At 41.3% G+C, this 25,071-nt stretch carries 21 protein-coding genes and 1 pseudogene; 3 read left to right on the top strand and 19 right to left on the bottom strand.

Annotation, left to right across the window (positions count from 1 at the left end; all coding sequences use genetic code 11):
* Positions 1–83: 83 nt before the first annotated feature.
* Positions 84–1,757, top strand: coding sequence for a dihydroxy-acid dehydratase (ilvD, locus tag F3G88_RS02410; protein WP_149715283.1), 1,674 nt, complete (start codon positions 84–86; stop codon positions 1,755–1,757).
* Positions 1,758–1,798: 41 nt separating this feature from the next.
* On the opposite strand, the gene F3G88_RS02405 is transcribed toward ilvD, so the two are convergent.
* From F3G88_RS02405 to F3G88_RS02370, 9 genes are all read right to left on the bottom strand, one after another.
* On the bottom strand, positions 1,799–2,533 hold the full coding sequence (locus F3G88_RS02405) for a hydroxymethylpyrimidine/phosphomethylpyrimidine kinase (protein ID WP_149715282.1): 735 nt from the start codon (positions 2,531–2,533) through the stop codon (positions 1,799–1,801).
* 85 nt (positions 2,534–2,618) lie between these two features.
* Positions 2,619–3,155, bottom strand: coding sequence for a hypothetical protein (locus F3G88_RS02400; RefSeq protein WP_149715281.1), 537 nt, complete (start codon positions 3,153–3,155; stop codon positions 2,619–2,621).
* Positions 3,156–3,304: 149 nt separating this feature from the next.
* Entirely contained in the window at positions 3,305–7,462 is a 4,158-nt protein-coding gene (locus F3G88_RS02395) for an Ig-like domain-containing protein (RefSeq protein WP_149715280.1), read from the bottom strand.
* Positions 7,463–7,596: 134 nt separating this feature from the next.
* Complete coding sequence (locus tag F3G88_RS02390; protein ID WP_149715279.1) at positions 7,597–10,539, bottom strand: retention module-containing protein; 2,943 nt, start codon at positions 10,537–10,539, stop codon at positions 7,597–7,599.
* Positions 10,540–10,809: 270 nt separating this feature from the next.
* The gene (locus tag F3G88_RS10605; RefSeq protein ID WP_262974778.1) at positions 10,810–10,941 is read right to left on the bottom strand and encodes a hypothetical protein; all 132 of its coding nucleotides are present in this window, start codon (positions 10,939–10,941) and stop codon (positions 10,810–10,812) included.
* A 120-nt stretch (positions 10,942–11,061) separates the two neighbouring features.
* Positions 11,062–11,742: a response regulator transcription factor gene (locus F3G88_RS02385; protein ID WP_149715278.1), complete on the bottom strand. Its 681-nt coding sequence runs from the start codon at positions 11,740–11,742 to the stop codon at positions 11,062–11,064.
* A gap of 3 nt (positions 11,743–11,745) precedes the next feature.
* Positions 11,746–13,395: a sensor histidine kinase gene (locus tag F3G88_RS02380; protein ID WP_149715277.1), complete on the bottom strand. Its 1,650-nt coding sequence runs from the start codon at positions 13,393–13,395 to the stop codon at positions 11,746–11,748.
* A 47-nt stretch (positions 13,396–13,442) separates the two neighbouring features.
* On the bottom strand, positions 13,443–14,063 hold the full coding sequence (gene dsbI, locus F3G88_RS02375) for a protein-disulfide oxidoreductase DsbI (RefSeq protein ID WP_021083796.1): 621 nt from the start codon (positions 14,061–14,063) through the stop codon (positions 13,443–13,445).
* Between the two features lie 8 nt (positions 14,064–14,071).
* On the bottom strand, positions 14,072–14,728 hold the full coding sequence (locus F3G88_RS02370; RefSeq protein ID WP_103602901.1) for a thiol:disulfide interchange protein DsbA/DsbL: 657 nt from the start codon (positions 14,726–14,728) through the stop codon (positions 14,072–14,074).
* 239 nt (positions 14,729–14,967) lie between these two features.
* Here F3G88_RS02370 and F3G88_RS02365 point away from each other — a divergent pair, with 239 nt between their 5' ends.
* Together F3G88_RS02365 and F3G88_RS02360 are read left to right on the top strand one after the other, a co-directional pair.
* Positions 14,968–15,612 carry a ferritin family protein gene (locus F3G88_RS02365; protein WP_012140636.1) on the top strand — a complete coding sequence of 215 codons (645 nt, stop codon included), beginning with the start codon at positions 14,968–14,970 and terminating at the stop codon, positions 15,610–15,612.
* 111 nt (positions 15,613–15,723) lie between these two features.
* The gene (locus F3G88_RS02360) at positions 15,724–16,014 is read left to right on the top strand and encodes a DUF5339 domain-containing protein (RefSeq protein ID WP_149712350.1); all 291 of its coding nucleotides are present in this window, start codon (positions 15,724–15,726) and stop codon (positions 16,012–16,014) included.
* Between the two features lie 38 nt (positions 16,015–16,052).
* On the opposite strand, the gene F3G88_RS02355 is transcribed toward F3G88_RS02360, so the two are convergent.
* The 10 genes and pseudogenes from F3G88_RS02355 to F3G88_RS02310 all read right to left on the bottom strand — a co-directional run bounded on the left by F3G88_RS02355 (position 16,053) and on the right by F3G88_RS02310 (position 24,976).
* The gene (locus tag F3G88_RS02355; protein WP_149715276.1) at positions 16,053–16,283 is read right to left on the bottom strand and encodes a DUF2798 domain-containing protein; all 231 of its coding nucleotides are present in this window, start codon (positions 16,281–16,283) and stop codon (positions 16,053–16,055) included.
* On the bottom strand, positions 16,261–16,401 hold the full coding sequence (locus F3G88_RS10180) for a hypothetical protein (protein ID WP_188117450.1): 141 nt from the start codon (positions 16,399–16,401) through the stop codon (positions 16,261–16,263). Before F3G88_RS10180 ends, F3G88_RS02355 begins: the two co-directional genes overlap by 23 nt.
* A gap of 77 nt (positions 16,402–16,478) precedes the next feature.
* Positions 16,479–17,159, bottom strand: coding sequence for a putative quinol monooxygenase (locus F3G88_RS02350; RefSeq protein ID WP_149715275.1), 681 nt, complete (start codon positions 17,157–17,159; stop codon positions 16,479–16,481).
* Positions 17,160–17,172: 13 nt separating this feature from the next.
* Positions 17,173–17,694 (bottom strand): hypothetical protein, encoded by a 522-nt coding sequence (locus F3G88_RS02345; protein ID WP_149715274.1) that lies wholly within the window; start codon positions 17,692–17,694, stop codon positions 17,173–17,175.
* Between the two features lie 49 nt (positions 17,695–17,743).
* Positions 17,744–19,180, bottom strand: a complete 1,437-nt coding sequence (locus F3G88_RS02340) for a subtype B tannase (RefSeq protein ID WP_149715273.1) — start codon at positions 19,178–19,180, stop codon at positions 17,744–17,746.
* A 70-nt stretch (positions 19,181–19,250) separates the two neighbouring features.
* On the bottom strand, positions 19,251–20,021 hold the full coding sequence (locus F3G88_RS02335) for an SDR family NAD(P)-dependent oxidoreductase (protein ID WP_149715272.1): 771 nt from the start codon (positions 20,019–20,021) through the stop codon (positions 19,251–19,253).
* On the bottom strand, positions 20,018–20,659 hold the full coding sequence (locus F3G88_RS02330) for an NAD(P)H-binding protein (RefSeq protein ID WP_148802263.1): 642 nt from the start codon (positions 20,657–20,659) through the stop codon (positions 20,018–20,020). Before F3G88_RS02330 ends, F3G88_RS02335 begins: the two co-directional genes overlap by 4 nt.
* A 29-nt stretch (positions 20,660–20,688) precedes the next feature.
* Positions 20,689–21,834, bottom strand: coding sequence for an iron-containing alcohol dehydrogenase (locus F3G88_RS02325; protein WP_149715271.1), 1,146 nt, complete (start codon positions 21,832–21,834; stop codon positions 20,689–20,691).
* A gap of 84 nt (positions 21,835–21,918) precedes the next feature.
* The gene (locus F3G88_RS02320; protein ID WP_149715270.1) at positions 21,919–22,593 is read right to left on the bottom strand and encodes an anaerobic ribonucleoside-triphosphate reductase activating protein; all 675 of its coding nucleotides are present in this window, start codon (positions 22,591–22,593) and stop codon (positions 21,919–21,921) included.
* A gap of 100 nt (positions 22,594–22,693) precedes the next feature.
* Positions 22,694–24,976, bottom strand: a pseudogene (locus F3G88_RS02310) (ribonucleoside triphosphate reductase).
* Positions 24,977–25,071: the final 95 nt, after the last annotated feature.

Below are 25,071 nucleotides of genomic sequence, written 5' to 3'. Positions count from 1 at the left end.
GCTGCCATGTGCGGCCAAGCTTTAAAATTTTTGATACTTTAGATGTGATAAAATCCTCTCAAATTTTAAAAAAAGGATCAAATTTGAGAAGCGATATAATCAAAAAAGGCTACACAAGAGCCCCACACCGCTCACTTTTACGTGCGACTGGGCTAAAAGACGAGGACTTTGCTAAGCCATTTATCGGCGTTGCAAACAGCTTTATAGAGATCATCCCTGGGCACTTTTTTTTAAACAAATACGCTCAAATTTTAAAAGATGAAATTCGCAAAAATGGCTGTGTGCCGTTTGAGTTTAACTGCATCGGCGTGGATGATGGCATCGCGATGGGACATAAGGGCATGCTATATAGCTTGCCTAGCCGTGAGATCATCGCAAATTCTATCGAAACCGTGATGAACGCGCACGCACTTGACGCGCTTGTTTGTATGCCAAACTGCGATAAGATCGTCCCTGGCATGGTTATGGGCGCTTTAAGGGTCAATGTCCCGACCATTTTCGTAAGCGGCGGCCCTATGAGAAAAGGTCACACAAAAGATGGCAGGCCGATCGATCTTGCGACTGCGTTTGAGGCTGTTGGTAAATTTGAGACCAAAGAGATAGACGAGGCCGAGCTAAGAGATATCGAGTGCAACGCATGTCCAAGTGGCGGCAGCTGTAGCGGTATGTTTACGGCAAATTCTATGAACACACTTTGCGAAGCGATGGGCATAGCGCTCCCTGGCAACGGCACCATCCTAGCGCTAACTCCAGAGCGTGAGGAGCTCATCAGGCAGGCTGCTCGCAGGATCTGCCAGATCGCCCTTGATGAGAGATTTAAGATAAGAAACATACTAAATGAAAAGGCGATCCGCAACGCGCTTGTCGTTGATATGGCGATGGGTGGCAGCAGCAACACCGTCCTTCACATGCTAGCCATCTCAAGAGAGGCTGGCGTAAATTTAGACATCAAAGAGCTAAATAAGATCAGTCAAAACATCGCTCACATCGCTAAGATCAGCCCAAGCTTGCCAAACGTGCACATGGAGGATGTCGGCAGAGCTGGTGGTATGAATGCGGTGATAAAAGAAATTTCACGCAGAGACCACGGCATGCTAAATTTGGACAACCTAACAGTTAGCGGCGAAACTTTGGGCGAGCGCGTACGTGCCAGCGACATCAAAGACGAAAGCGTCATCCACAAGGTGGAAAATGCCTACTCTCAAGTTGGCGGACTTGCCATTTTGTTTGGAAATTTAGCCGAGCAAGGCTGTGTCATCAAGACAGCTGGCATCGTTGGCGAGCGTAAATTTAGTGGCAAAGCGGTCTGCTTTAACTCACAAGATGAAGCGATAGCTGGAATTTCAAGCGGTAAAGTAGATAAAGGTGACGTCGTCGTCATCCGCTACGAAGGCCCACGCGGAGGCCCTGGCATGCAAGAGATGCTAAGCCCTACTTCGCTCATCATGGGAAGAGGACTTGGCGCGGACGTGGCGCTCATCACGGATGGCCGCTTTAGCGGGGCGACAAGGGGTCTAAGCATCGGTCACGTAAGTCCAGAAGCGGCTGAAGGCGGCATGATAGGCCTACTAAAAGACGGCGACATCATCGATATAGACGTCGATAAATACGAGATAAACGTTCGTCTAAGCGAAGCTGAGATCGCAAAAAGAAGAGCGGAATTTAAACCAGTCGATAAGGCGCTAACCTCTCGCTGGCTAAAGCAGTATCAAAAGCTAGTCACAAACGCAAGCAACGGCGCGATATTAGAGGCGTAAGCTAAAACTATCAAATTTAAGCCTAAAATTTAGGCTTAAATTTACTTCGCTCCGTGCCAAAGTAGGCGGTTTTTGCCTAGCTTTGTGTCGATACTCTCTTTTATAATGGAGCAGATATACTCTTTTGAAAGCCCTATAGCCTCCTCTAGGCTCTTGCCCTTTGCAAGGTAGCAAGCAAGCGCCGTTGAGAAAGTGCAACCAGTCCCACTCATCACAAGCGGACTAGCAAGTGGGGTTTTGAAATTTTGCAGTGAGCCATCTTTTCTATAAAGCGTATCTATGCTATTTCCCTCGCTCACTCGCTTTTTCACGATGATATCGCAAGGCAGATCTTTAAAATTCCCTCCAAAAAGGACATTTGCCTCGTCTAAATTTGGCGTGGCTACGGTGGCAAGCGCCATTAGCTCTTTTAGTTTCTCTACTGCACTATCTTTTATGAGCTTGTGGCCGCTCTTTGAGACGCAGACTGGGTCAAGCACGACCTTGGCCTTTTGGGTGAGTAAGAACTCATGTACCACGTTCATTATCTCCTCGCTAAAGAGCATGCCGATCTTTATGGCATCAAAGCTAAATTCCTCCGCAAGCGTGCAAAGTTCATCTTTAACAAAGCTAGGTTCAAGACAAACTACGCTTTTTATCGCGTCTGTGGTCTCAGCAACAAGCGAAGTGACCGCCGTTGCGCTATAACAGTTTAGCCTAGCGCATGTCTTTATATCAGCCTGAAGCCCTGCTGTGCCGCTATTGCAAGAGCCTGCGATGATTAAAATTTTCTTCATCGTTTTCCTTTTGTAAATTTTGGCTTATTATAAGGGATATTAGTTAATTTTTAGGATAAGAAGTTTGAGCCAAGAGGCTCAAATTTTATGAAAGTTTATTTAGATCGTTATCGATCTCGATATATATCGTAGTTGCGTCAAAATTTGCATGCTCATAAGAGTTATCTACTTTTAGCTCATTTGAGTCAGATAAAATCTCATCATTTGCGCTATGTTTGTCTGCTAAATTTTCACTGTCCTCAAGGCTATTTGAGCTGTTTTCAGTCTCATTTGTCTGCGTTTTTGCAAACATATCTTCCACTTTTTCATTCATCTGATCAAGTATCTCAGCGTAGTTTTCTCCAAGAAGTGCTCTAAAAAGTGCGTCAGTATCGATGCTATTTTCAGCGCTAGTATCAGCACTTACCACACTACTATCAAGCCATATCGTGTCATATCCATTTAGCGATATATCGCTGCCATCCGTTGCAGTGATAGTCACGCTCGCACTTTGGCTTTCGCCCTTTATACTCTCTCCGATATAAACCTCATCATCTACGTTTAGAACTCTTACACGGTCGTTTTTATCTATCGCTACAACATCAGATGTGACGCTTTTTACCTTGCCGGCTACAGCTGCCATCTTTATTCCTTACTTTTATTTTTTGATTTATTCTAGTGTTTTTTATTAAATTTGTATATTGTACTTTGGTACAAAGATGGTTTTAAAGGCGTTTTTTAGGAGTAAAAATAGGAATTTAAAAGAAGAATTTGGGCTAAAAAGCCCAAATTTTATACAAGTTGTTTGTTTATATCGTTATCGACATCTATATAGATAGTTTTTGGAGTGTCTGAGCTTGTTTGACCCTCATATCTTGTATATCCATGCTCAACACCACTTTGATTTGTAGCCTCAGTAAATCCTTTTAATGAAACGCTATCTTTGTTGTCGCCGCTTATTTTTAAGATAGTATTTACATCATCAGTGATGCTAAATACATTATCTGCTTTTAAATTTAGTAGCTTAACATCTTGGTTGTCATTGCCATGCTCATCCATGCCAAGCTGGATCTCTTCAAAATTCTTGATCGCATTAGTTAAAGACTTATTATCTATCTTATCAAAGTCGATAGTGCCATCCTTTGCCACTGGACGCATGATAAGCGTATCTGTGCCCTCTCCGCCATCTAGACTTTGAGATAGAGCTGCTCTTGGATTATCAAAAGTAAATACAACCTTATCATTGCCAGCGCCAGCATTTACTAGATCGCCTTTGTTTGCGCCAGTATAGCCACTTCTGCCAGCGTCGATGTAGTCGTTACCACTTCCTGTGGTTATGACGTCGTTGTTATCGCCAGTTATGATTACATTGTTGCCATTGCCTGTGCGAATTTCATTTTCACCGCGTCCTGCGTGTATGATGTTATCGCCATTTCCAACATTGATGATGTCATTACCTTCAGTAGTTGTGATCACGTTATCATTGTCATTGTCTGCAACTACTCTTGTATTTTTAGCGATATCAGAAATTTGTAGATAGACATCGCTTGCTTTTACATCGCCGTTAAACACTGCTTCGAAATTTCCATTTTCATCAAGCGTTACAGAATTTGCAGCTATGATGTGTCCATCAGCACCTCTTAGTGTGATACTATCTTTTAGAGCTATACCTTTTACCGCCTCTTCAAAGTGCTCTTTTAGCGTATAGCTTGCGCCAACTCCATTTTCACTTAAAATTCCACTCCATGTTGTTTTACCAGTCGCTGCATCATAGCTTAATTTTGAGTCATTTATCGTTGCAGCTGTTGCGTCGATCGTAAATTTAATAGAGTTGTAAAGTAGCTCATCACCGCCTTGATACTTACCATCGATAGAAATTTTATAAACGCCATCAGCCATTTTGCCAGCGGCATCAAGTCTGTTGTTATAGCCTGTAAGTCTATTGTAGTGATCAGGCGTTACATTGCCTATTGGTTTTTCTATCGATTGAGATAATAGCTCTTTTGAAACACCTCTATCAACGTTAGTTGCTACAAATCTAACATCGCCAGTGCCCCATGTTATGCCTCTACCACTATTTAAAAACTCGCTTACAGTTTGATTGTCGCTAGCATTACCAGCTGTTGTATCTTCTGGGATCACAGCTCTTAGGTATGGCACAGCGTCGTTTGAAACAATCCTTGAGCCATCAGCCCTAAAGCCACTCTCACTCATCTCCATAGTGCCCCACAACTTCTCAGCTGAACGGTTGTTTGCATTTGTAGTTGTGTCGTTGCCGTTTTCAAACTGCGTCATAGTTGGAACTAAAATTTCATTTACGTGAGTATATTTTGTACCAGCCTTATCAGTCATCTCAACTTCGATCTTATCGCCTAGCTTTATCTTGTGATCGTAATAAAAGCTTAGCACGCCATTAGTTGGCTTAGTAGTGCCAACAGAGATTACGTTAGTAGTTCCGTCAGCAGTTACGATTTTTATACTCTCGATCTTATCGCCATCCTCATAGTTTTTGAGGTTAAATTTAAGCGTATGGTGTAGTCCCTCGCCATCATTTTCGATGATCTTGATGTTTTCTATAGTAACTGGAGTCTTATCAACTACAAATTCGCTAACTATCGTGCTCTTGTCGCCATTTGAAAAGACAGCAGTTGCTTTGATGTTATATTTGCCGTCATTTAGTTCATTAGATGTGACTTCAAATTTACCATTTGCAAATTCGCTTTGGCTAAGCTCTTTTGTAAAGACTTCATGTCCATTTTTATCAAGAACAGTGATGATAGCTTTAGTTGCGCTGCTATCTATGCTGCCCGTAAATGTCGGAGTCTTATCGCTTAGTACTGGTAGTGGTGCATTAGTTGAAAATTTATCAGTTTGAGCGATGTCGTCAGTTGTATATTTATAATATTTAGTTGCGTCATTTATACCTGTATTTGTATTTGCACTTACACTGCTTGCATCATCATCGGTCGCATCTATTAGGTCTGTAGCGACATTATTTAGTTTAGTTGATTCTGCCTGCGCCTCGTTGCCTACAAGGTCGCTAACTTTAGCTGTGTATGTCGCTTTTGGATCGCTAGTTTTAAACTCAACTTCGTATTTACCGTCTTTTACAACTGCTGTATGGCTTTCGCCGGTGCTTGATGTGACAGTTACGATCTGTCCATCTTCTACATTATCCACAGTTCCTGTGATCTTTTGAGTTACTTTATAGACATTTCTTGTTACTGTATCTACGTAACTGTCAAAGTCGGTTGAATTTAGTTTTATGCCACTTGCCTCTGAGCCAAGTATGCTCTCAGGTCCGCCATCTTTTGAAACTGTTAGTTTTAGCTTGCCCCAATAGATGTAGTTTGCATAGCTCATATCAAAGTCGTAGTATCCTGCTTTATCAACGTGTAAAGTTGTAACTGTGGCTCTATTTTCTGAGTGGATAGTGTCATAATCGACCATAGTAACGCCATCAACCTTAAATCTCACGCTATCGTCAGTGCCTTTTGCGTCAAATTTATAGTCCCCTGGCTCAAGATACATAGTGCCTTTTAAATTTACCATCGCCCCAGCTGTTGTGTTTTTGCCATTAGGAGCATCTCTTAGGGGATGAATATCGCTACCTTTTGCATTGTCGATAAAATACTCAAGTGCTTTTAAATTTGGAGCTACCCACTCGCCATTTGGAGTTACTTTGTTACCGTCAAGATCGATCTTGCCTATCATATTGTGAGCGCCGTCAAGTCCTGAGACTGTTCCTGCGTCGTTATCAGTGTTATCCCTATCTCCACCTTTACCTTGTTGGAAATTTAACTCTTTTGCTTTAAAGCTTGCCCAAGGTTTGGTGTTGTTCATATAGTATTCGATAAAGTCATTTTGCTTCATACCTTTATGAGCATATTCTGTATTTTCAAAACCGCCAGGTATTTTATTTTTAAAGTCTCTTAGCTCAGTACCTCTTACGCCTTCTTCTTCATAGATGTGGTTAAACCAGAAATTTCCTTTTAGTCCGCTACTCATCTCAGACTCTTTTACAAGGCTCATCTCTGTTTCAACGTTTATAGTTATTTTTGCAAGCGTATCAAGTACAAAGCTACCACTATCAGTTGCAGTCTTGCCATCTCTTCCTGTAGCTGTTATCTCTACTTTATAATCGCCATCATGGCTACCATTTACACTTAACTCATTAGTTGTGAATTTAAATTTACCATCAGCATAATCGCTTGGATTTAGAGTTTTTGTAAAGACTTCGTGTCCGTTCTTATCAAGCACGCTAACAACAGCTCTTACAGCAGTAGGCTCAACTGTGCCACTTATGGTTGGAGTAGCGTCATTTGTGCGAGGTACGCTTGGCGCGTCTAAGCTATAATCACCAGTTATAGTGCCAAGATCATCAGTTAAAGTTTTGATATCAACACTTATTGGAGGTATGACTGGTGAGACAGGAGTTGCATCGCCAGCGTCATTGCCGTCATTGTAGCCGCCGATTGAGTTCTCTGGAGTTTGAAAAGCCCTGCTTGAATCAGGTAAATTTCTATAATCATCAGTAATGTTTGAGTAGTGACCACCCTCTTCAAAGCTTGCAGCACCCAAGCTTACGCCATCTCCACCAGCTCCAGCTGCTGCGTTACCACCAGCTGCTGTCTCTTCAAGATCTGTGATGTTTGCGCCATCAAGAAGTGCTTTTTGTATAGCGCTTACATCAGCTACGCTATCGTCACCAAAGCTCTCATTGTGAGCTACGCTCTTGTCTAAATTTAGGGTATCTTTTCCGATGATAGCAATGTCTTTGCCATCGTTTGCAGTTATGACTACTTTTGAGTCAATATCAGTTGTCTGTATAGTCTCACCAAGAAAAATTTCATCGCCTACTTTTAACACTCTTTGTGTGCCGTCCTTTGCAGTTGCGATTACACTTGATCCTTGTGAGATGCTTTTTATAACGCCTATCCTTGTTGCCATATTGTTTCCTTATTTAAAAATTTTGAACGTATTTTAATATCTTGAAAGAACTTTGTAAATTGTACTATGGTACTAAAATTTGAAATTTTGTAAGAATTTGCCCTAGTTTTGGGAGACTAGGGCATGAAATTTGATTAGAAAACTAATTCGTCTTTTACTTCGATAGTAAATGTATTGGTGCCAGAAGTTGCCGTAAATGTTGTATATCCACCGCTTGACGCACCTGGTGTAAAGTCGTCCCTACTCATATGTACATGATCGCCATCTTCACCATCTATCCTTAGAGTGCGGTTAGTGCCGTTGCCATTTGTGATATTTAGCACGTCATTTATAGTTAAATTTAGTGCTACATTGTTTTCACTGCCACCAAGAGTAAGTTTTTCAAAGCCAGCTACCTTGCTAAAGTCGATATTTCCAGCAAGATCTAGCGTATCAGTGCCTGCTCCACCTTGGATAACTATACCGCCATGCTCTTTTTTATAACTACCACCAGCACTAGTCATGCCATCTGCATTTATCTCTGCGTCCTTGCCGATATGTATGATATCGTTGCCACTACCTAGATCAATAGTACTTGAGCCATCCCAGTATGTACCACCAGCATGTTTTAAACTACCATTTAAATTTACAACGTCATCGCCATCACCCATTTTTATGGTAGTGCTTTTTAGCTCAGCGCCTTTGTCGATATTTATCGTATCGTCGCCATCACCCATGTTTATACTAGAGAACTGAACACTTTTAAATACATATTTTTCATGTGTTCCGCCAAATTTAGTTTCGCTACCGATATTTATGGTGTCATTGCCAGCGTCAGTATTTATAGTGATGGCACCAGCTACGTTTTTACCTTCAAAATTTATAGTGTCATTGCCACCTCTTGTATCTATATCGGCACTACTTGAATCCTCAAGGTTATTTAAGATGTTATTACCTTTAAAATTTATCGTATCATTACTTTCGCCATAGCTGCTTACCCACACACGAGTTTTAGCTGTTAAATTTGATATATCAGCTGTAAAATCAACATCTGTTTTATTGATAAAGCCCGCTTGACCTATGCTTATGCCGTCTGCTATAACGTGAGCTGATCTAAATGATCCGGTTTCATAGTGGCTATTACCATCACCATTACCTTTTACTTCAAGTAGGTCTTTTGCATAAGCTGTAACACTCTCGCCTTTGTTATTATCTAGTTTTAGGCTTTGATATCCCAGCACTGCATCTTGTGACTCTCTATTTAAATTTACATTTGTTAGCGTAGAGTTTGATATCTCCATAGTATTTACATCTCTTGCCTCAGAGTATCTATCACTAGTATCTACCCAAGCATCTGTCATAGTTATATTGTTTGCTTTAAAGGTGTTGCTACCAGTATCCATCAGGATATTTACTCTTTCTATCCTCACACCATCTTTTACATTTACCACATCATCGCCGTCACCTGTGTGGATCTGGTTATCATTGTACCAGCTATTGTGTATGCTAGGGTCTATAACTTTAAATGTTTCTTTACCAAGGATATTTGCATTGATATTTAAAGTGTTGTTTCCTGCTTCATCATGAGCGCTATTGCTTGAGCTAGGAGTATATGCACCAAGGTTAATATTGGCTTTAAATATACTAAGATCAGCATTGATATTTACTACATCATCGCCACTACCAAGGTTTATAGTAGTGCTATTATAATGTCCAAGAACGCCGCCTACGCTTGCTGTGTTTTTAGTACCACTTATAGTGACCTCTTTATCAAAATTTACTACATCGTTGCCAGAGCCAGTATCTAAGTGTAAATTCTCTAAATTTGCCTTTATACTGACCGTATCATCGCCATCATTTGTATTTAAATTGGTGTGGTTTGCGATACTGCCTTTGATATCTTTATTTAGCTCGATGTTGTCGTCATTATCTATTATTTTGCCTTCAGCCATATTTGCATTAGTTGTTGGTAGCAGATAGCTACTGCTTGGTGTGACACTTAATTTCACACCCTCTTTAAATACAGCAAAATTATCAACCATATCAGTTTTTTGTACGTTGTCGATAGTCATGCCTTGAGGGCCAGTGTTCTCACCCTCGTTTTGGTTGTGATGTAGTGGGCCTTTTGTAGTGTCTTGTCCGTCGTCGTCAAGCACCTTTATCCTTACTTGCACTTTTGAGATATCTTCTATATTTACGCCAGTTATCGTGTAGCCTGATAGTGGCTGAAATGTCACTCCATTGTCAGTCGAGTACTCAACTACGCTTGAATAATCCTCTCCTCTAGTGCCACCAAGGAAATTTAAACCTAGATCTGTGGTCTCGCCACTTGGGCTAACTGGAGTGCCTGATAGACCTAGTTTATAAACAAGATAGTGTCCGCCCTCGCCGTTTGCTCCTGCGCCACTCTCTCTTGCCTCACTGTTAGCTGGGTCTAAGCTAGTAGTGATCTCTACTGCACCAGGGCGAGGCGTAATGACTGGAGGATTAGCAGGTGAAGGAGTACCTGGGGTTACGGTGACGCCAGGAGTACTTGGAGTACTTGGCGTTGGTGGTGTACTTGGAGTACTCGGCGTGACAGGCGTAGCTGGCGAGATAGGAGTTATCGTATCTGCATCTGTACCTGCATCGTTATATCCACCGATTGAGTTTTCTGGGGTTTGAAAAGCTCTATTTGCGTCGGTTAAATTTCTATAATTTTCATTGATATTTGAGTAGTGGCCGCCCTCGGCAAAGCTAGCAGCACCTAAACTCACACCATCTCCAGTAGCGTTGCCACCGCCTTGGTTGCCACCTGCTGCAGTCTCTTCAAGGTCTGTGATGTTTGCGCCATTTAGCAAGGCTTTTTGGATAGAGGCTATCTCTGGGTTGTCACTAAGTGCATTTGCCTCTTTATCTAGGCTCAGGCTTTCGCCGTTTTGTAAGCTGACCTCTTTACCGTCATTTGCTGCGATCACTGCTTTTGCAGAGTCATTAGCCTTTATAGTTTCGCCTTCAAAAATGCTATCGCCCACCTTCAAGACTCTTTCGTTGCCGCTTTTATCAACAGCTACGATTTCACCGCCTAGGATATTTTTGATAACGCCTAACTTTTGCATCTTAGTGCCTCCCTTTGGATTTTATTGATCTATATCAAGATTTTAGCTAAGAAAAAAATTTAGTTATATTGTACTTTGGTACAATACCCTTAAGAAAAGCCTAAGTTTAGGGGTTAATAATGTGTAAATTTTTTATAAATGTGTGAAAATTTTTATATTTATCTATATAAATTTTAAAATTTTAAGTTTTTGTTCATCAAAATGGTATAGTAGTTGATAAAATAACCCAAAAATGTCACAAAATTTTTTTCATTTTAAACGCATAAATTCTTAATTAAAAAAGCCTTTATATAGCCTTGTTACCACTAAATTTAGCCCTTTTATATCAAAATGTTTTTTATTTATAACTATCATAAATTTATACCCACTTGTGACATAAATTTTTTTAAGTTTATCTATCAAATTTCACAAATTTTCATCTCTTTTTCTATAAATTTTAGCCTAGAGTAACATAAATTTATCACTACTTTTAAGATTTTCTTATATAAATATATTAGTTTTGTTATTTTGAATTTATACTTTTTAGCTCTTGGAGACTAAGATATACCCACTCTCGCTGATGTTTTTAAATTTAACGCCAAGCTCGCGTTTTAGGCGCAAAACGACATTTTGTATGGCGGCCTTACTCACCTCGGTGCTATCATAGACAAATTCCTCTATCATCTCGTAGGTGACAAGCTTGTTTAGGTTGTAAGCAAATAGCCAAAATATCTTATTTTGCAAAAAGCTAAGGTATAGCTCATTGCCATTTTTATAAATTTTCTCTCTTTTTAAATTTATACTCACATCATCACTTAGGCGCACTAGCTTCTCATCTCGCTCGAAGCTTAGGCTTATTAGCATCGATCTAAGATCCTTTATATCGATAGGCTTTTTCAAAAACAAGGTCGCACCCTGCTCATAGCTCTTGATCAAATTTTCATCGCTGTCGTACGAGGTAAAGACGATAAATTTCTGATGAGGCTTTAGCTTTTTTATCTCATTCATCATCTCAAAGCCATTTAGCACTGGCATGTGAATGTCGCTCATCACGATGTCAAAGCCCTGTTTTTTAAATTTCTCCAGCCCATCTTGCCCATCTTTTGCGCCAACTACCTGACCACAGTATGGCTTAAGTCCAGTGATGATGAGCTCCCTTGCCATCTCGTCATCTTCAGCTACTAAGATAGATACTTTTTTTAAAATTTCTAGTGCCTCTTGCATCTTTTAACCCTTTAAATTCCTCTCAAAGCTTAGCTCAAAAATCGTTGGCTTTAGGTTGTGCACAAGTGTGATGTCGCCATTTAGCTTCTCGCGCGCGAGCTTTTTAGCAAAGTAAAGTCCTATGCCATTTCCTTGCTTTTTAGTCGTGTTTAGCCAGGTAAAAATTTTCTTACTCATCTCGTAGCTCACGCCGCCGCCATTATCATAAACGCCGATGTAGCACTTATTTTCAAAGCTTCTAAATTTTAGCTCTATCACGCGTTTTAGCGGCTCATCTTTGTAGCTTTCAACGAGTGAGTCCTTTGCGTTGTGGATTAGGATTAGCAAAATTTGCTGGATGATGTTTTCTATCTGACAGACCCTCATCTCTTCAAAACCGCTAAATTTCACGCTCACGTTTGCACGGCTAAGCTCCGTGTGCATAAGTGTTATCAAATTTCTAACGCTTGTTTGGATCTCAAATTCGCTCACATTTTCAGCGCTTTTATAAAAATTTCTAAAAATTTCGATTGTTTTTGAAAGAAGCTCGATCGAGCTTTGCCCTTTTTCTAGTAAATTTAAAAGCTCCTCATCGCTTAGTTTGCCCTCTTTTTTTAGCATTATCGCCGAGCTTAGCATCAGTTTTAGCGAATTTACTGGCTGGATGAACTGATGACTTATACCGCTTATGAGCTCTCCAGCCTCGCTCATCTTGGCTCTGTGCGCTAGCAAGGTCTCATACTCGTCTTGCACCTTTTTTATCTTGTTATACATGAAGTTGTGCAGGCTGTTTGCCAAAAACGCAAGTGCGACGAAGGCAAAGAGTAAATTTAGGGCGTTTTTTAGCGCCTCTCTTGTCATGGCTAAAATTTCTTCTTCGTTGTTTGTGCCAGCTCCGATAAACCAGTTCATCGTCGGTATCTCGGCTACTTGGATCAAATTTTGCCCTATCTTTAGGCTAGTGATGTCTTCATCTTTTAAAAATAGCTCCTTAAATTTCTCCTCGATCTCTCTTTTTAGCGTCGCATCAGCCATCGATGTGAGTATCTCGCCACTATGAGTTACTAAAAATGAGTAAGAATTTGGCGCAAGGCTAAAGTTTTTGATGCTATCAAAGATAGTGCCTATTCGCACGACGCCGCAAAGTGCCGCCTCAAATTTTGCGTCTTTTTCAACTGGCACGCATAAATTTAAAGTTGAGTCTTTTAAAATTTTATGATTTTGCATGAAATTTACGCTTGGGGCATTTGTATTTTTTGTCTCGACATACCAGATAAGACCCGCTCGCTCACGCTTTGACATCACCTCTTCTGAGATCTTTTGCCCATCTACAAAGATCTCGCCATCCTCTCTTAGAAGCTGCATGAGATCAAATTCTTTCGCATTTTCTTTAAAGAGCTTTATGAAATTTGCCACTCTAGTATCGTCATCAATGATGCCAGAGTTTTGGATAAATTTTGACGCACGGATGAGTGAATTTAAGCGCTCATCAAGCCAAATTTGAAAGTTGCTAACGATGTTTTTACTAACTGCGATGTTGTTTTTATCAGATAGCTCGATGATCTTTTCTTTTGCTTTGTTGTAGCTGTTTAGCCCAAGAAGCACGACAAAGAGGCTTGCTAGCAAGATGATCGCATAAATTTTAATATTTTGTGATTTTAAATTAATACCCATGCGCGCAGTATATCCTAAGTTAGCCCAAAAATAGGGCTAACTAAAATTTAATTTTTAAAAGATAAGAGCTTTGAAACAAGCATAAGTGCAAGCACAACAAAGCAAATGCCAAAGCCAAGCAGCGTGCAATCCGCCATTGACATAAATTTAGAAGACGGCACAAGATACCAGCCATCTGCGTAAAGATCCACTATGCTCTTTTGCAAATCGCTTAGCACCGCGCCATCAGGCACCATAGGGCTGTCATAGCCACAATCACCCGTTGGCATAAACCAGTCAGGCGCCCACTTCTCAAGCGGCAAGCCAAATGGATAGTGTGGCTCAGTCGAGCAGCCCTGCACGCCAAATGGATCATCGCCATGCACCGCGTCGTGGATTTTGGCTAGCTTTACGCTATACATTATGCCCTGCACCGCTCCCCAAAAGGCAAAGACGTAGCCAACTAAGGCAAAGAGTAAATTTTTAGGGTTTATGATAGCGATCACGCCGCCAAGCGCCATACACAAAAAGGCAAAACGTATATAGACGCACTGCTCGCAAGGGGGCATATAGGCGTAGTTTTGAAAGAGCGAGTGCGCGATAACGACAAGCGCGACGCTTACAAAGACTAGGATCGCCCAAGAGATGCGTGAGTCTTGAAATTTAGCCATTTTTTTAAAAAAGCTCATGTGGCGCCTTATTTTTTAAGAAGCTCTTCGATGAGTGCTGCCATGCCGTCAAGCGAGCTGATCGATTTTGTCATGATGAGATATTTGCCATTTACGACAAATGCTGGCACGCCTTGAATTTTAGCCACATCGTAGCTCTCATCCCACTTTTTAAGTAGCTCAGTCACTTTTGGATTAGCCAGCTCTTTTTCATAGTCTGCTTTACTAACGCCAGCAGCATCAAGTCCAGTCTTTAAAAAGCCCTCAGCGTCTTTGCCATCGCCCCAGCGCTCTTTTTTGTCGTGATAAGCTTTGTAGTAGGCAAATTTAGCCTTTTTAAATAGCGAATTTTCATCAAATAAGCTCACTCCCTTTGCCTCGTCCATAACGATAAGCACGGCAAAAACCTTGCTCGCAACCTCGCCGTAATCGCCCTTTGTCTTTAGATGAAATGGCTCATATTTTAGTCCAGGGATTTTCTCAACTACCTTTGGAGTGACGCTCTTGTCGTACTTGTAGCAAAACGGGCAAGCGTAGCTAAAAATTTTAACTAGCGTATTTTGTCCCACACTTAGTGGCTTTTCAAGCTTGACGTAGTCCTCGCCCTCGCTAAATGCACTAGCACTGATCACACCAGCAACGGCAACAGCAAAGATAGCCTTACTAAATTTAGATAGAAAACTCATGATGATCTCCTTTGGATGATTTATTTTGAGTTATTCTACAACCAAGCTCAAACGCACTTTTAACGCTAGAATAAATTTTGGCTGAAATTTATCTATTTTAAATTTATTATGATGGATTTGGCGATTTTGTATTTTGTTAAATTTATAAAAATAATATACGTTATCAATAAAAATTATTATTTACATATTTTAATTATTTGGTTATAATCCGCTCGAATTTTATCAAAATAGGAGTCAAAATGAGACAGTACGAAACATACAAATGCGAAAAATGCGGCAACGAGATCGAGGTTCAAAAAGTTGGCGGCGGCACATTAACCTGTTGCGGCGAAGAGATGAAATGCATCACTGAAAATTTAACAGCGGTAAATTTGATGAAGGCATTTGCTGGCGAGTCACAAGCTAGAAACAAGTATGAGCTTTACGGCGACCTAGCTAAAGAAGCAGGCTACCACGCGATAGCTAGACACTTTTACGAGGCAGCTGAAAACGAGAAATGGCACGCAAGGGCTGAATTTAAGAAATATCACGAGATGATGAACGATCCGATCGATAAGATGGATAAAAATTTACTTGACGCTGCAGCTGGCGAAAACTACGAGCATACGACGATGTATCCAGACTTTGCAAAGATCGCAAAAGAAGAAGAGCTAAGAGATGTTGAGAGGCTATTTAACGCGATCGGCAAGGTTGAAGTTGAGCATGAAAGAGAGTATTTGGAGCTTAAAAAGATGCTTGATGAAGAGGGCTTTTTTGAGAGCGATGAAGAAGATATCTGGGTTTGCGAGGTGTGCGGACACGTTCACAGAGGCAAAAAAGCTCCAGGCGCTTGCCCACTTTGCAAAGCTCCAAAAGAGTATTTCAAGCGCGAATTCTTAGGCTAAAAAGCCAAAAAATTTAGCCAAGGCGCCAGTCTTGGCTAAATTTAATAAATTTAAATCTATTTAAAATAAAAAAGTTATATAATCTCCTTAAATTTTCACAAGGAGAAAGAGATGAAAAAATCACTTTTAGTTTTAGCTACTCTTGGCTTTGCACTAAGCCTAAACGCTGCAGATCTTACAGATACTTGCAAGTCTTACTTCTCAGACATCGACAAAATGGTCGAAGCTTACAAACAAGCTGGTCAAGAGCAACAAGTAAAAATGTATGAAGATCAAAAAGCACAATCTATGAAACAACTTGCTGCACTTCCAAAAGAGCAACAAGACGCTACTTGCAAACAAGCTAAAGAGATGTTTGCTCAAGTAATGGATCAAATGAAAAAACAAGGTCTTTTAAAATAAACCTTCACGTGGCTAGGCTCTCTAGCCACACTTCAAATTTATCCCTCTTTTTTACATAAATTTTGCGTGATCTTTGCAACAGACGGCGAAACTAGCAAAAGCACAGGATATGCCACTACAAAGGCTTTTAGATAAGCTGTGAGCCAAATTTTCACAAAGCCATCAACAAAACCAAGGTTTAGATACGTCAGCACAAACGACATAAAAAACGCCATAAATGCTGACATTATAAACGCAAAAACATATCTATAAAATTTCGCTGGTATCATGAAATCTTGCCCATAACAGCCTTAAATTCTCTAACGCTATACTATGCTCGGCAAAAAGCTCCTCAGCTCTCTCTTTTGGTATGAGATCTGTTTTTAAACTAATAGTAACGATAAACATCTTTTTCCTTTAAATTTACTTGCAAACAAATCCGCTCGCCTTATAAATGGCAAAAGCAGATCTTTTTCATAAATCTCCTAAAATTTTACCTTGCTAAATGAGGTCTCGTTTTTGAGAGCAAAGCCGTCAAATTCATCTATTAGCCCTGCTCGCTCTTTAGCGTAAGCCTTGTAGTTTGCGCTGTGGCGGTAGCTTTCAAAGCTAGCTTCGTCTTTGTAAATTTCAACCAACACCCACTTGTTAGGTGCGTCTTTTTGACTAAAGGCAAACTGCGCGTAAGCTCCCTCATCTACGCTTTTTTGCATATATTTTTTCACTAACTTTTCAAATTTCGCATCACTCTTTGCCAAAAGGCTTAAATTTGTGATGTGAAAGTAGGCATCTTTTAGGCGCTCTGGCGTTAAATTTTTTGAAAACGCAGCCCGTTTTTTCAAGCTTATAGCCTTTTTACTAGCCAAAATTTCAGCGCTCGCACTTACAAATTTCTTATAGTGCGCTGAAGCTACATGCTTTTTATAAGCCGCCTCGTCCTTGTAAAACTCAAGGACATAAAACAGCTCTGGCTTGCTCTTTGCGCTTGCAAAAAATATCGCCTGCGTGCCTGGCTCGCTCTTTGAGCTTAGTATATTTTCCCTGCCAAGCTGCTTTAACAAAGTCTTGTTATTTGGCGTTGAAAGCAGCTCCTGTAAGCTCACTTTAGCTTCCGCCCCAAAGACAAAAGCCGCCAAAACCGCTAGTAAAAATAGCTTTTTAAACATCAAATTCCCCTTATCACTTCGCCTTTTTCATATCAGCCTTAGCTTTGATCTCTTCTGCGCCTTTTAGATCGATCTGCGCTTTTTTAAAGGCTTTACGTGCTTTTTCTAAGCGGTTAGAGTTTTTGGTGCTAGGGTTATCAGCATAGGCTTTTTCTGCCTCTTCTAGCTTAAATTTCTTGTCGCCATAGCTCTTTTGTGCTTTTTCAAGGTTATTTGTAGCTTTGTCGCCACCTAGTAGTTCAGCCTTTGATGTGACCTTGCCAGTGACTGGGTTTCTACCGATAGTCATATCTAGTTCGCGTTTAGCTCTAGCAGCTGTTCCGCGATTGACAAAGCACTCTTCTTTTCCACCTATTAGCGTATCACCGATTAATCTCGGTAAATTTTTTGGATCATCACAATCAACCTCTTCTTTTTCTTTAGGTGCTCCCCTCATATGTTTATTAAAAACATCAGAAGATCCATAGTAGGCATTTAAATTTATACAACCAATAAATCCTACAACAAATGCTGCAATTAATGCTTTATTTCTCATCTTTACTCTCCTTGAAAATTTTTAAATTTCTCATATTTTCTCCTTTAAATTATTTTTCTAAAACTCTTTTCATCCAAGCAAAAAGCTCGTCTAAGTCGTAGTCGCCGCCATGTCCTTGCCCCCAGACCGCTTCGAAATCAACCTCTTTGCCAGCATTTTTAAGCGCGAGTGCTAGCATAGCAGGCACGGCAAGGGCTAGATCGGTGTCGTTTGTGCCCTGCCTTATGCGGTAAAATTTCGCTGCGTTTTTGTTTGCGGTGTAGTTCATCGCATTCATCATCTTTATGATATTTTCATCAGCCATCTCGCCACCGCTTCGCTCTTTTGCAAATTTAGTAAAGTGCTTTGCAGGCGTTTTGCTGTCGCCAAAAAGGTCGTTTTCGGCATTTTCAAGAGCTAGACCGTCAAAGGCAACTGGTGCTTTGGCACGTTTTAGCGAGGCGATAAAGTCTTCTAGCTTAAACGTATATCCAAGCTCGCAACCCTGCGTGTCAAGAGTTATAAATTTAGGCGTGAGCGTGCTTTTGTCGCTGCTTTTTGTAGCGGTAAAAGCCCTTTGAAGCAGTGAGTTTATATACTCCTTGAAGCTACCCTCGCCATTTTCATCAAGGCTTAGTGCGTGGCCTTTGGCGTCTTTTAAATTTAGCGAGTTTAGATAGGCTGGGAATTTACTCTTTAACTCGCGTGAGAGCTCTTTTTGTGTGGCGTTTAGCTCGCCTGTGATCATCTTTGGCTTTTTGCTCCTGTCGTTAAAGCTAGCCGCGTCAAGGCTTGCAAAATCAATCCTTTCAAATTTATCCAAATCCCCAAACATCCACTCATACGCCTCATCCTCATGCTCTAAATTTGTCACAGGGCAGTAGGCTGAAGCGGCATAAATTTGATCGTCCGCCTTTGCAGCGCCTAGCTCTTTAAGATAAGGCTCATACTCTTTTGCATTTGCGCTAACGCCTAGAAGTGCTGACATCGCGCCGCCTGCGCTCGTGCCGTTTGAGATGATCTTGTTTGCGTCGCCTGGCATAAATTTGTCGTTAAATTTAAGATATCTAACGGCCGCTTTTAGATCGACTATCGCAGCTGGCGCTTTGCCGATAAATTTCTCGCCATCTTTTAGCGTCCTACCCCTAGCGCCAACGCTTGCCACGACGTAGCCTCTAAGAAGCGCCTCAAGGGTGGCATTTGGCTTTTCGTTTTTAGTTTCTGGCTTTTGGGGTTTGGCTGGCATGTAGCCGCCAATGCCGTTTGGCATAAAAATAGCCGTAGTTTTATCGTCAAATTTACCCTCTGGCACGTAAAAATTTAGCACCTCGTAGTCGCTAGCTGGCTTTGCCACATAGACTATGCCCTCGTAAGCTCTAAATTTAAGCGTCCTATCGCCAACTTGCATGCTTTTTAGCTCAAATTTCTTTTCATCAAATTTAAGCTCGCCGCCAAAGCAAGCGCCTGCTAAACAAACCCCTAAAATAGCAACTCTAACGCATTTCATGATCTGCCTTTTTATTTTGTCCTACTTTTTGTTTCGCTAGCCTTGGCGTAGGCTACCAAGGCTTTAGCGCCTAGTTATCTTTTGGCTCATACTTGACCGCATAGTCAAATTTAGGCTGGTGCAGTGAAAACTCAAAGCTATCTCTATCGACCGAGCCAACGCAGTAGTGGCTATCATAAAGGCGAAGCAAAAACTCCGCCATCTGCTCGCTCGTGTGATACTTTTTAAACGCCTTATCGTAGTCGTAGCTCTCTTTGCTAGTTGCCACCATGCCAAATTCTGTCTTTGTGGCAGCTGGGGCCAGCACTTTTGCCTGCATCTTTGCCTGCTTGTCCTGTGCTAGCTCGTGGTAAAGTCCCTCGCTAAAGGCACTTACGAAAAATTTGCTAGCGCAGTATGTGACGGCATTTGGCACGATTTTGTAGCCGCCTATCGAAGAGATGTTTATAAGCTGCGTATCTTTGTCTTTATATTTTTTAGTAAAGAGCGTTGAGAGCGTGACAAGAGAAATGATGTTTAAATTTATCATCTGCGTCACTTTCTCTAAATTTTGCTCGCCAACCTTGTTATAGTCGCCAAAGCCAGCATTGTTTATAAGCGCTTTTAGCTCAAATTTTTCTAAATTACGCCAAAGAGCTAGGACATTTTCTTGCTTTGAAAGGTCGCAAATTTCTATCACGACCTCTACGTCTGCAAATTTAGCTATCTCGCTTTTTAGCTCTTCTAAAAGCTCCCTGCGTCTTGCAACAAGGATCAAATTCTCCCCGCGCCTTGCAAATGCCTTTGCCACCGCCGCTCCTATGCCTGAGCTTGCCCCAGTGATCACTATATATTTTTTCATTTTGTAAATTCCTCCGGACTATAAATTTTCACACCTTCATTGTGGTCGTCTTGCGCTACTTCCACGATCACTTTAGCGATGTCAGCTGCCCTCATCGGACGATACTCGTCAAAAAAACCTTTTGGGATAAATTTAAACGCCTTTATCGCCAGATACTCGCCTAGTCTAAATTCTTTCCTATCAGCCTCGATAAGTGGCAGCCTAGCGATATGAAATGAGCTATATCCAAGCTCTTTTATCTTCGCTTCTGCTTGACCTTTTGCCTTTAGGTAAAACGAGCCTGACTTTCTGTTTGCGCCTGCAGCCGAGAGCAAGACAAAGCGTTTTGCGCCGCACTCCAAGCCAAATTTGGCGAAATTTATCGGATAGGTCACATCGACTTTGTAAAACTGCTCTTTGTGCTTTGCCGCCTTCATCGTCGTGCCAAGCGCGCAAAATACGTCATCAGCGATAAATGGCACCTCATCTTTAAAATCATCAAAATTTACTATCTTTACTTCAAGCTTTTCATGAGTAAATTCTAGCTCATGCCTAACAAGAGCGACCACCTTGTTATAGTGCTCACTCTCGCATAAATCTTTTAAAATTTCACTTCCTACAGCGCCGCTGGCTCCTGCTATAAGGGCGACTTTTTTCATGTTTATCCTTTGTAAATTTTGGATAAATTCTATCTCGCTAAGGCAAAAATTTCGCTTATGGCCTCTTTTGTATAAATTTGCTCCAAGCCCCTGCCCTTGGCGTAGTCATAAACTAGCGCCATGATCTCGTCTAAATTTGACTCATCAACGCCGATCTCTATGAGGCTTGTTGGTGTGCCGATCTTGCTAAACCACTCTTTTAGCTTTTCAATGCCTGCGTCTGCGTCATCCACGCCAAAAATTTCTTTACTAAAGCGCTTAAACGCCTTTAAATTTCTACTCTTATACCACTTCATCCAAGCTGGCATAACCACACTTAGCCCAGCTCCATGCGCGCAATCAACCACCGCACCTATGGCGTGCTCGATCATGTGATTTGGATATGAGTAGCCAGCCGTGCCGACGTAAGTTAGGCCATTTAGCGCCATCGTAGCAGCCCAAGCAAACTCGCTTCTAGCGTCGTAGTTTTCAGGCTCTTTTAGTAAAATTTCAGTCGTTTTCATGACCGTTTTGATGTTTGCTTCGATGTATAAATTTATGATCTCAGGCTGGATGCTCGCCGTAAAGTAGCCCTCGATGCTGTGAGCGATGATGTCTGAAGCTGAATAGACCAAGTACTCATTGCTAACGCTTGCTTGAAGAAGTGGGTTTATCACCGACACTTTTGGGTAAAGACAAGCGCCGTGCATGGCAAATTTCTCTTTTGTGGCTTCGTTTGTGACGACTGCGCCGCCGTTCATCTCTGAGCCAGTTGCAGCTAGTGTTATGATGTCAAAGATCATAAGCGCTTCTTTTGGGCAATTTCTAGTAAAAAAGTCCCAAACGTCGCCGTTATATCTAACTCCAGCAGCCACGGCCTTGGCACTATCAAGCACCGAGCCACCGCCTATGGCTAGCACGCTATCGACGCCCTCTTTTTTAGCTAAATTTATAGCCTCATTTACCTTGCTAAGCACTGGATTTGACTTCACACCACCTATCTCGCAAAACTCGATGCCATTTGCGCTTAGGCTCTTTGTAGCAACGTCAAAAAGTCCGTTTTTCATGATCCTATCGCTGCCGTAGATGATGAGCGTCTTTTTTACGCCAAATTCTTTCATGTATTTGCCGATGTTTTGCTCTTTGTCTTTGCCAAATTCTATTTTAGTAGGGTTTAAAAAGCTAAAATTTTGCATATTTTTCTCCTTGTTTGTTTTTGTGGTTTGGGATAAATTTTAGTTAAATTTTCTTATTTTTAGCTATTTTTATCAGCACTAAATTTAGAAATTTCGTAGTTTTATAGGTAGTTTTGATGTGATCTTATCTGGATCGAAGCTATTTTTTGGATCGCCTAAGCCTCCAAAATTTTCGCCAGTGTTAAAGAATTTTTGTAAAAAGTAGTTACCTCTGTATCCAAGCTCGTAAAGTAGCTCAGACATTTCGCTGATATCCTTTTCGCTTAGCAAGTCCGCATGCACGGTCGTTCTAACTTCAAATTTAAAATTTATCTCAAGCAGATATCTAAGCGTGGCGGCAAATTTCTCATATAAATTTGAGCCAGTGATGCCTATAAATTTCTCTTTTGGAGCTTTAAAATCAAGCGCGATGTAATCAATCAGCCCCTCATCTATCGCCTCTTTTAAGACGTCGCGATATGAGCCGTTAGTATCTACCTTTAAGCTAAAACCGCGCGCTTTGACCTCGCGTGCCAGCCTTAAAAAAAGAGGGTGTGCTGTGCATTCGCCACCGCTAAAGACGATGCCATTTAGCTTGCCGACCCTGCGGTCTAAAAAGTCGCAAACTTCGCTAAAGCTTATAGTGCCATTTGACTTTACGACCTCGATGTTGTAGCAGTATCCACAGCGCATATTACACCCTGCAAACCAAATGACAGCTGCCACTTTGTCTGGGTAGTCAAGCGTCGTAAATGGCGTGATACTAAAGACTCTTTGCAAGTTTTTGACCCCTTTTTAAATTCAAAGGCACAAGGGGCGTGCCTTTGGCTTGCATTTTAGTTTATTTTTTTAAATTTATTCTTGTTTTTAGGCAAGAAATTTATCTCTTGCAACAACTTGCATATTCATCAAATTTTATTCGCTCTTTGTGTTCGCCTTTTTTGCCGAGGTTAAAGCTCTCAACTGGTCTGTGGTAGCCCATAACACGAGTATAGACCACGCATCTTGTGCGTTTATCTTGCACTTTTTCTAAAATTTCTTTTTCTGTCATTTCCTCTCCTTATTTGGATTTTTTCTTCTCATTTTCTATAAGCTCTGCATCACAAAGTGGGCAAAACTCATGCTCGCCAGCTATGTAGCCATGTTTTGAGCAGACGCTAAAGACTGGCGTTATCGTGATGTATGGGAGTTTGTAGTTTGAGATTATACTCTTTACAAGCTCTTTGCAAGCTTTAGCCGAGCTTATGCGCTCTTTCATATATAGGTGAAAGACGGTGCCGCCAGTATATGCGCTTTGTAGCTCATCTTGCAGATCAAGCGCTTCGTAAGCGTCGTCTGTGAAATTTGCAGGTAGCTGGGTTGAGTTTGTGTAGTAGATATTATCGCCCTCACCTGCTTGGATGATGTCTGGATAGCGTTTTTTATCCTCTTTGGCAAAGCGGTATGTCGTGCCCTCAGCTGGTGTGGCCTCAAGGTTGTATAAATTTCCGCTCTCTTCTTGAAATGTCCTTATCTTATCACGTAAAAAGCCAACCATCTCAAGGGCAAATTCTCGTCCAAATTTAGTTGAAATGTTCTCTTTATCGTCAGTGAAATTTCTAAGTAGCTCGTTCATGCCATTTATACCGATCGTGCTAAAGTGGTTGTTAAAGTGCTTTAGATATCTCGCTGTGTAAGGATAAAGCCCTCTTTCATACATCTCTTGGATAAATTTACGCTTTTTCTCTAGGGTTGATTTGGCTAGCTCTAAAAGATAGCTTAGTCTGTTATAAAGTGCGACCTTATCGCCTTTGTAGTTGTATCCTAGGCGGGCTAAATTTATAGTGACGACGCCGATCGAGCCAGTCATCTCAGCACTTCCAAAAAGACCGCCACCACGTTTTAAAAGCTCTCTTAGATCAAGCTGCAAGCGGCAGCACATAGAGCGCACGTGGCCAGGTTTGTAGGCGTTTTCGTTTTCTATCTTGTTGCCATTTTCGTCATAAGCGTATTGTGAGCCGATGAAATTTTGAAAGTAGCTTGAGCCCATTTTTGCGGTGTTTTCAAAGAGCACATCCGCCACTTCGCTATCCCAGTTAAAATCCTCTGTGATATTTACCGTCGGTATCGGAAATGTAAAAGGCTGCGAGCACTTGTCGCCAGCTGTTAAGACCTCGTAAAATGCCTTATCTATGCGCGCCATCTCAGGCTCGAAGTCCTTGTAGGTCATATCGATCAAATTTTTTCTGCCACGCTCGTTTGCTTTTTTCAAAATTTTCTCATCTTTTACATTTGTAAAAAGGTGTATATCATCGCTCGTTGGTATCTGATCTCTTAGGTCGCTTGGGCAGGTGATGTCTATGGTTACATTTGTAAATGGGCTTTGTCCCCAGCGTGCAGGGACGTTTAGGTTGAAAATAAAGCTAGTTATCGCCTTTTTGATCTCGGCGTCGCTTAGATCGTCTTTGAAAACATAAGGCGCAAGGTAGGTGTCAAAGCTAGAAAATGCCTGAGCGCCCGCCCACTCGCTTTGCAAAATTCCTAAGAAATTTGCCATCTGATAAAGCGCCTCTCTAAAGTGCTTTGGTGCCTTGCTCTCGACCCTGCCACGAACGCCATTAAAGCCCTCATTTAGCAAAGCTCGCAGGCTCCAGCCAGCACAATACCCTGTAAGGCAGTCAAGGTCGTGGATATGGTAGTCGCCGTTTCTGTGCGCTAAACCCTCTTCTTTGCTATAAACAGCGTCTAGCCAGTAGTTTGCTATGACTTTGCCAGCGGTGTTGTTTATGAGGCCTGCGTTTGAGTAGCTTGTGTTTGAGTTTGCAGAAATTCTCCAATCGGTGCCGTTTATGTACTCATTTATCGTTTGGGTTGAGTTTATGTAGGTCGTATCTTCGTTTAGCCCTAAAATTTGCTCGCGTTGGAGCTTATGTGTGTGGCGGTAGAGCATGAAGCTCTTTAAAACTTCAAAATGTCCGCCGTCAAATAGCTCTTTTTCTATCGCATCTTGGATGTCTTCGACTGTTATCGCACTTGATTTTTGAAAGATATCTTGGACTACATTTGTAAAAACTTGCTCGTCGTAAGCTTTATTTTCGCTGGCAAATGCCTTTTTTATAGCATCTACTATCTTGTATGCTACAAATTCTTGCCTTGTGCCATCTCGTTTTAAAATTTCACGCATCACTTGCTCTTTTCTGATTATTTTTTTGATATGGAGTTTAAAAGTATAGGACAAGAAAGCTTAAAAGATAGATAACTATTTTATTTTGTTTAATA

The sequence above is a fragment of the Campylobacter concisus genome, from assembly GCF_902460675.1.
Taxonomy (GTDB): Bacteria; Campylobacterota; Campylobacteria; order Campylobacterales; family Campylobacteraceae; genus Campylobacter_A; species Campylobacter_A concisus_AJ.
This window is presented reverse-complemented; position numbering and strand designations above follow the sequence as displayed.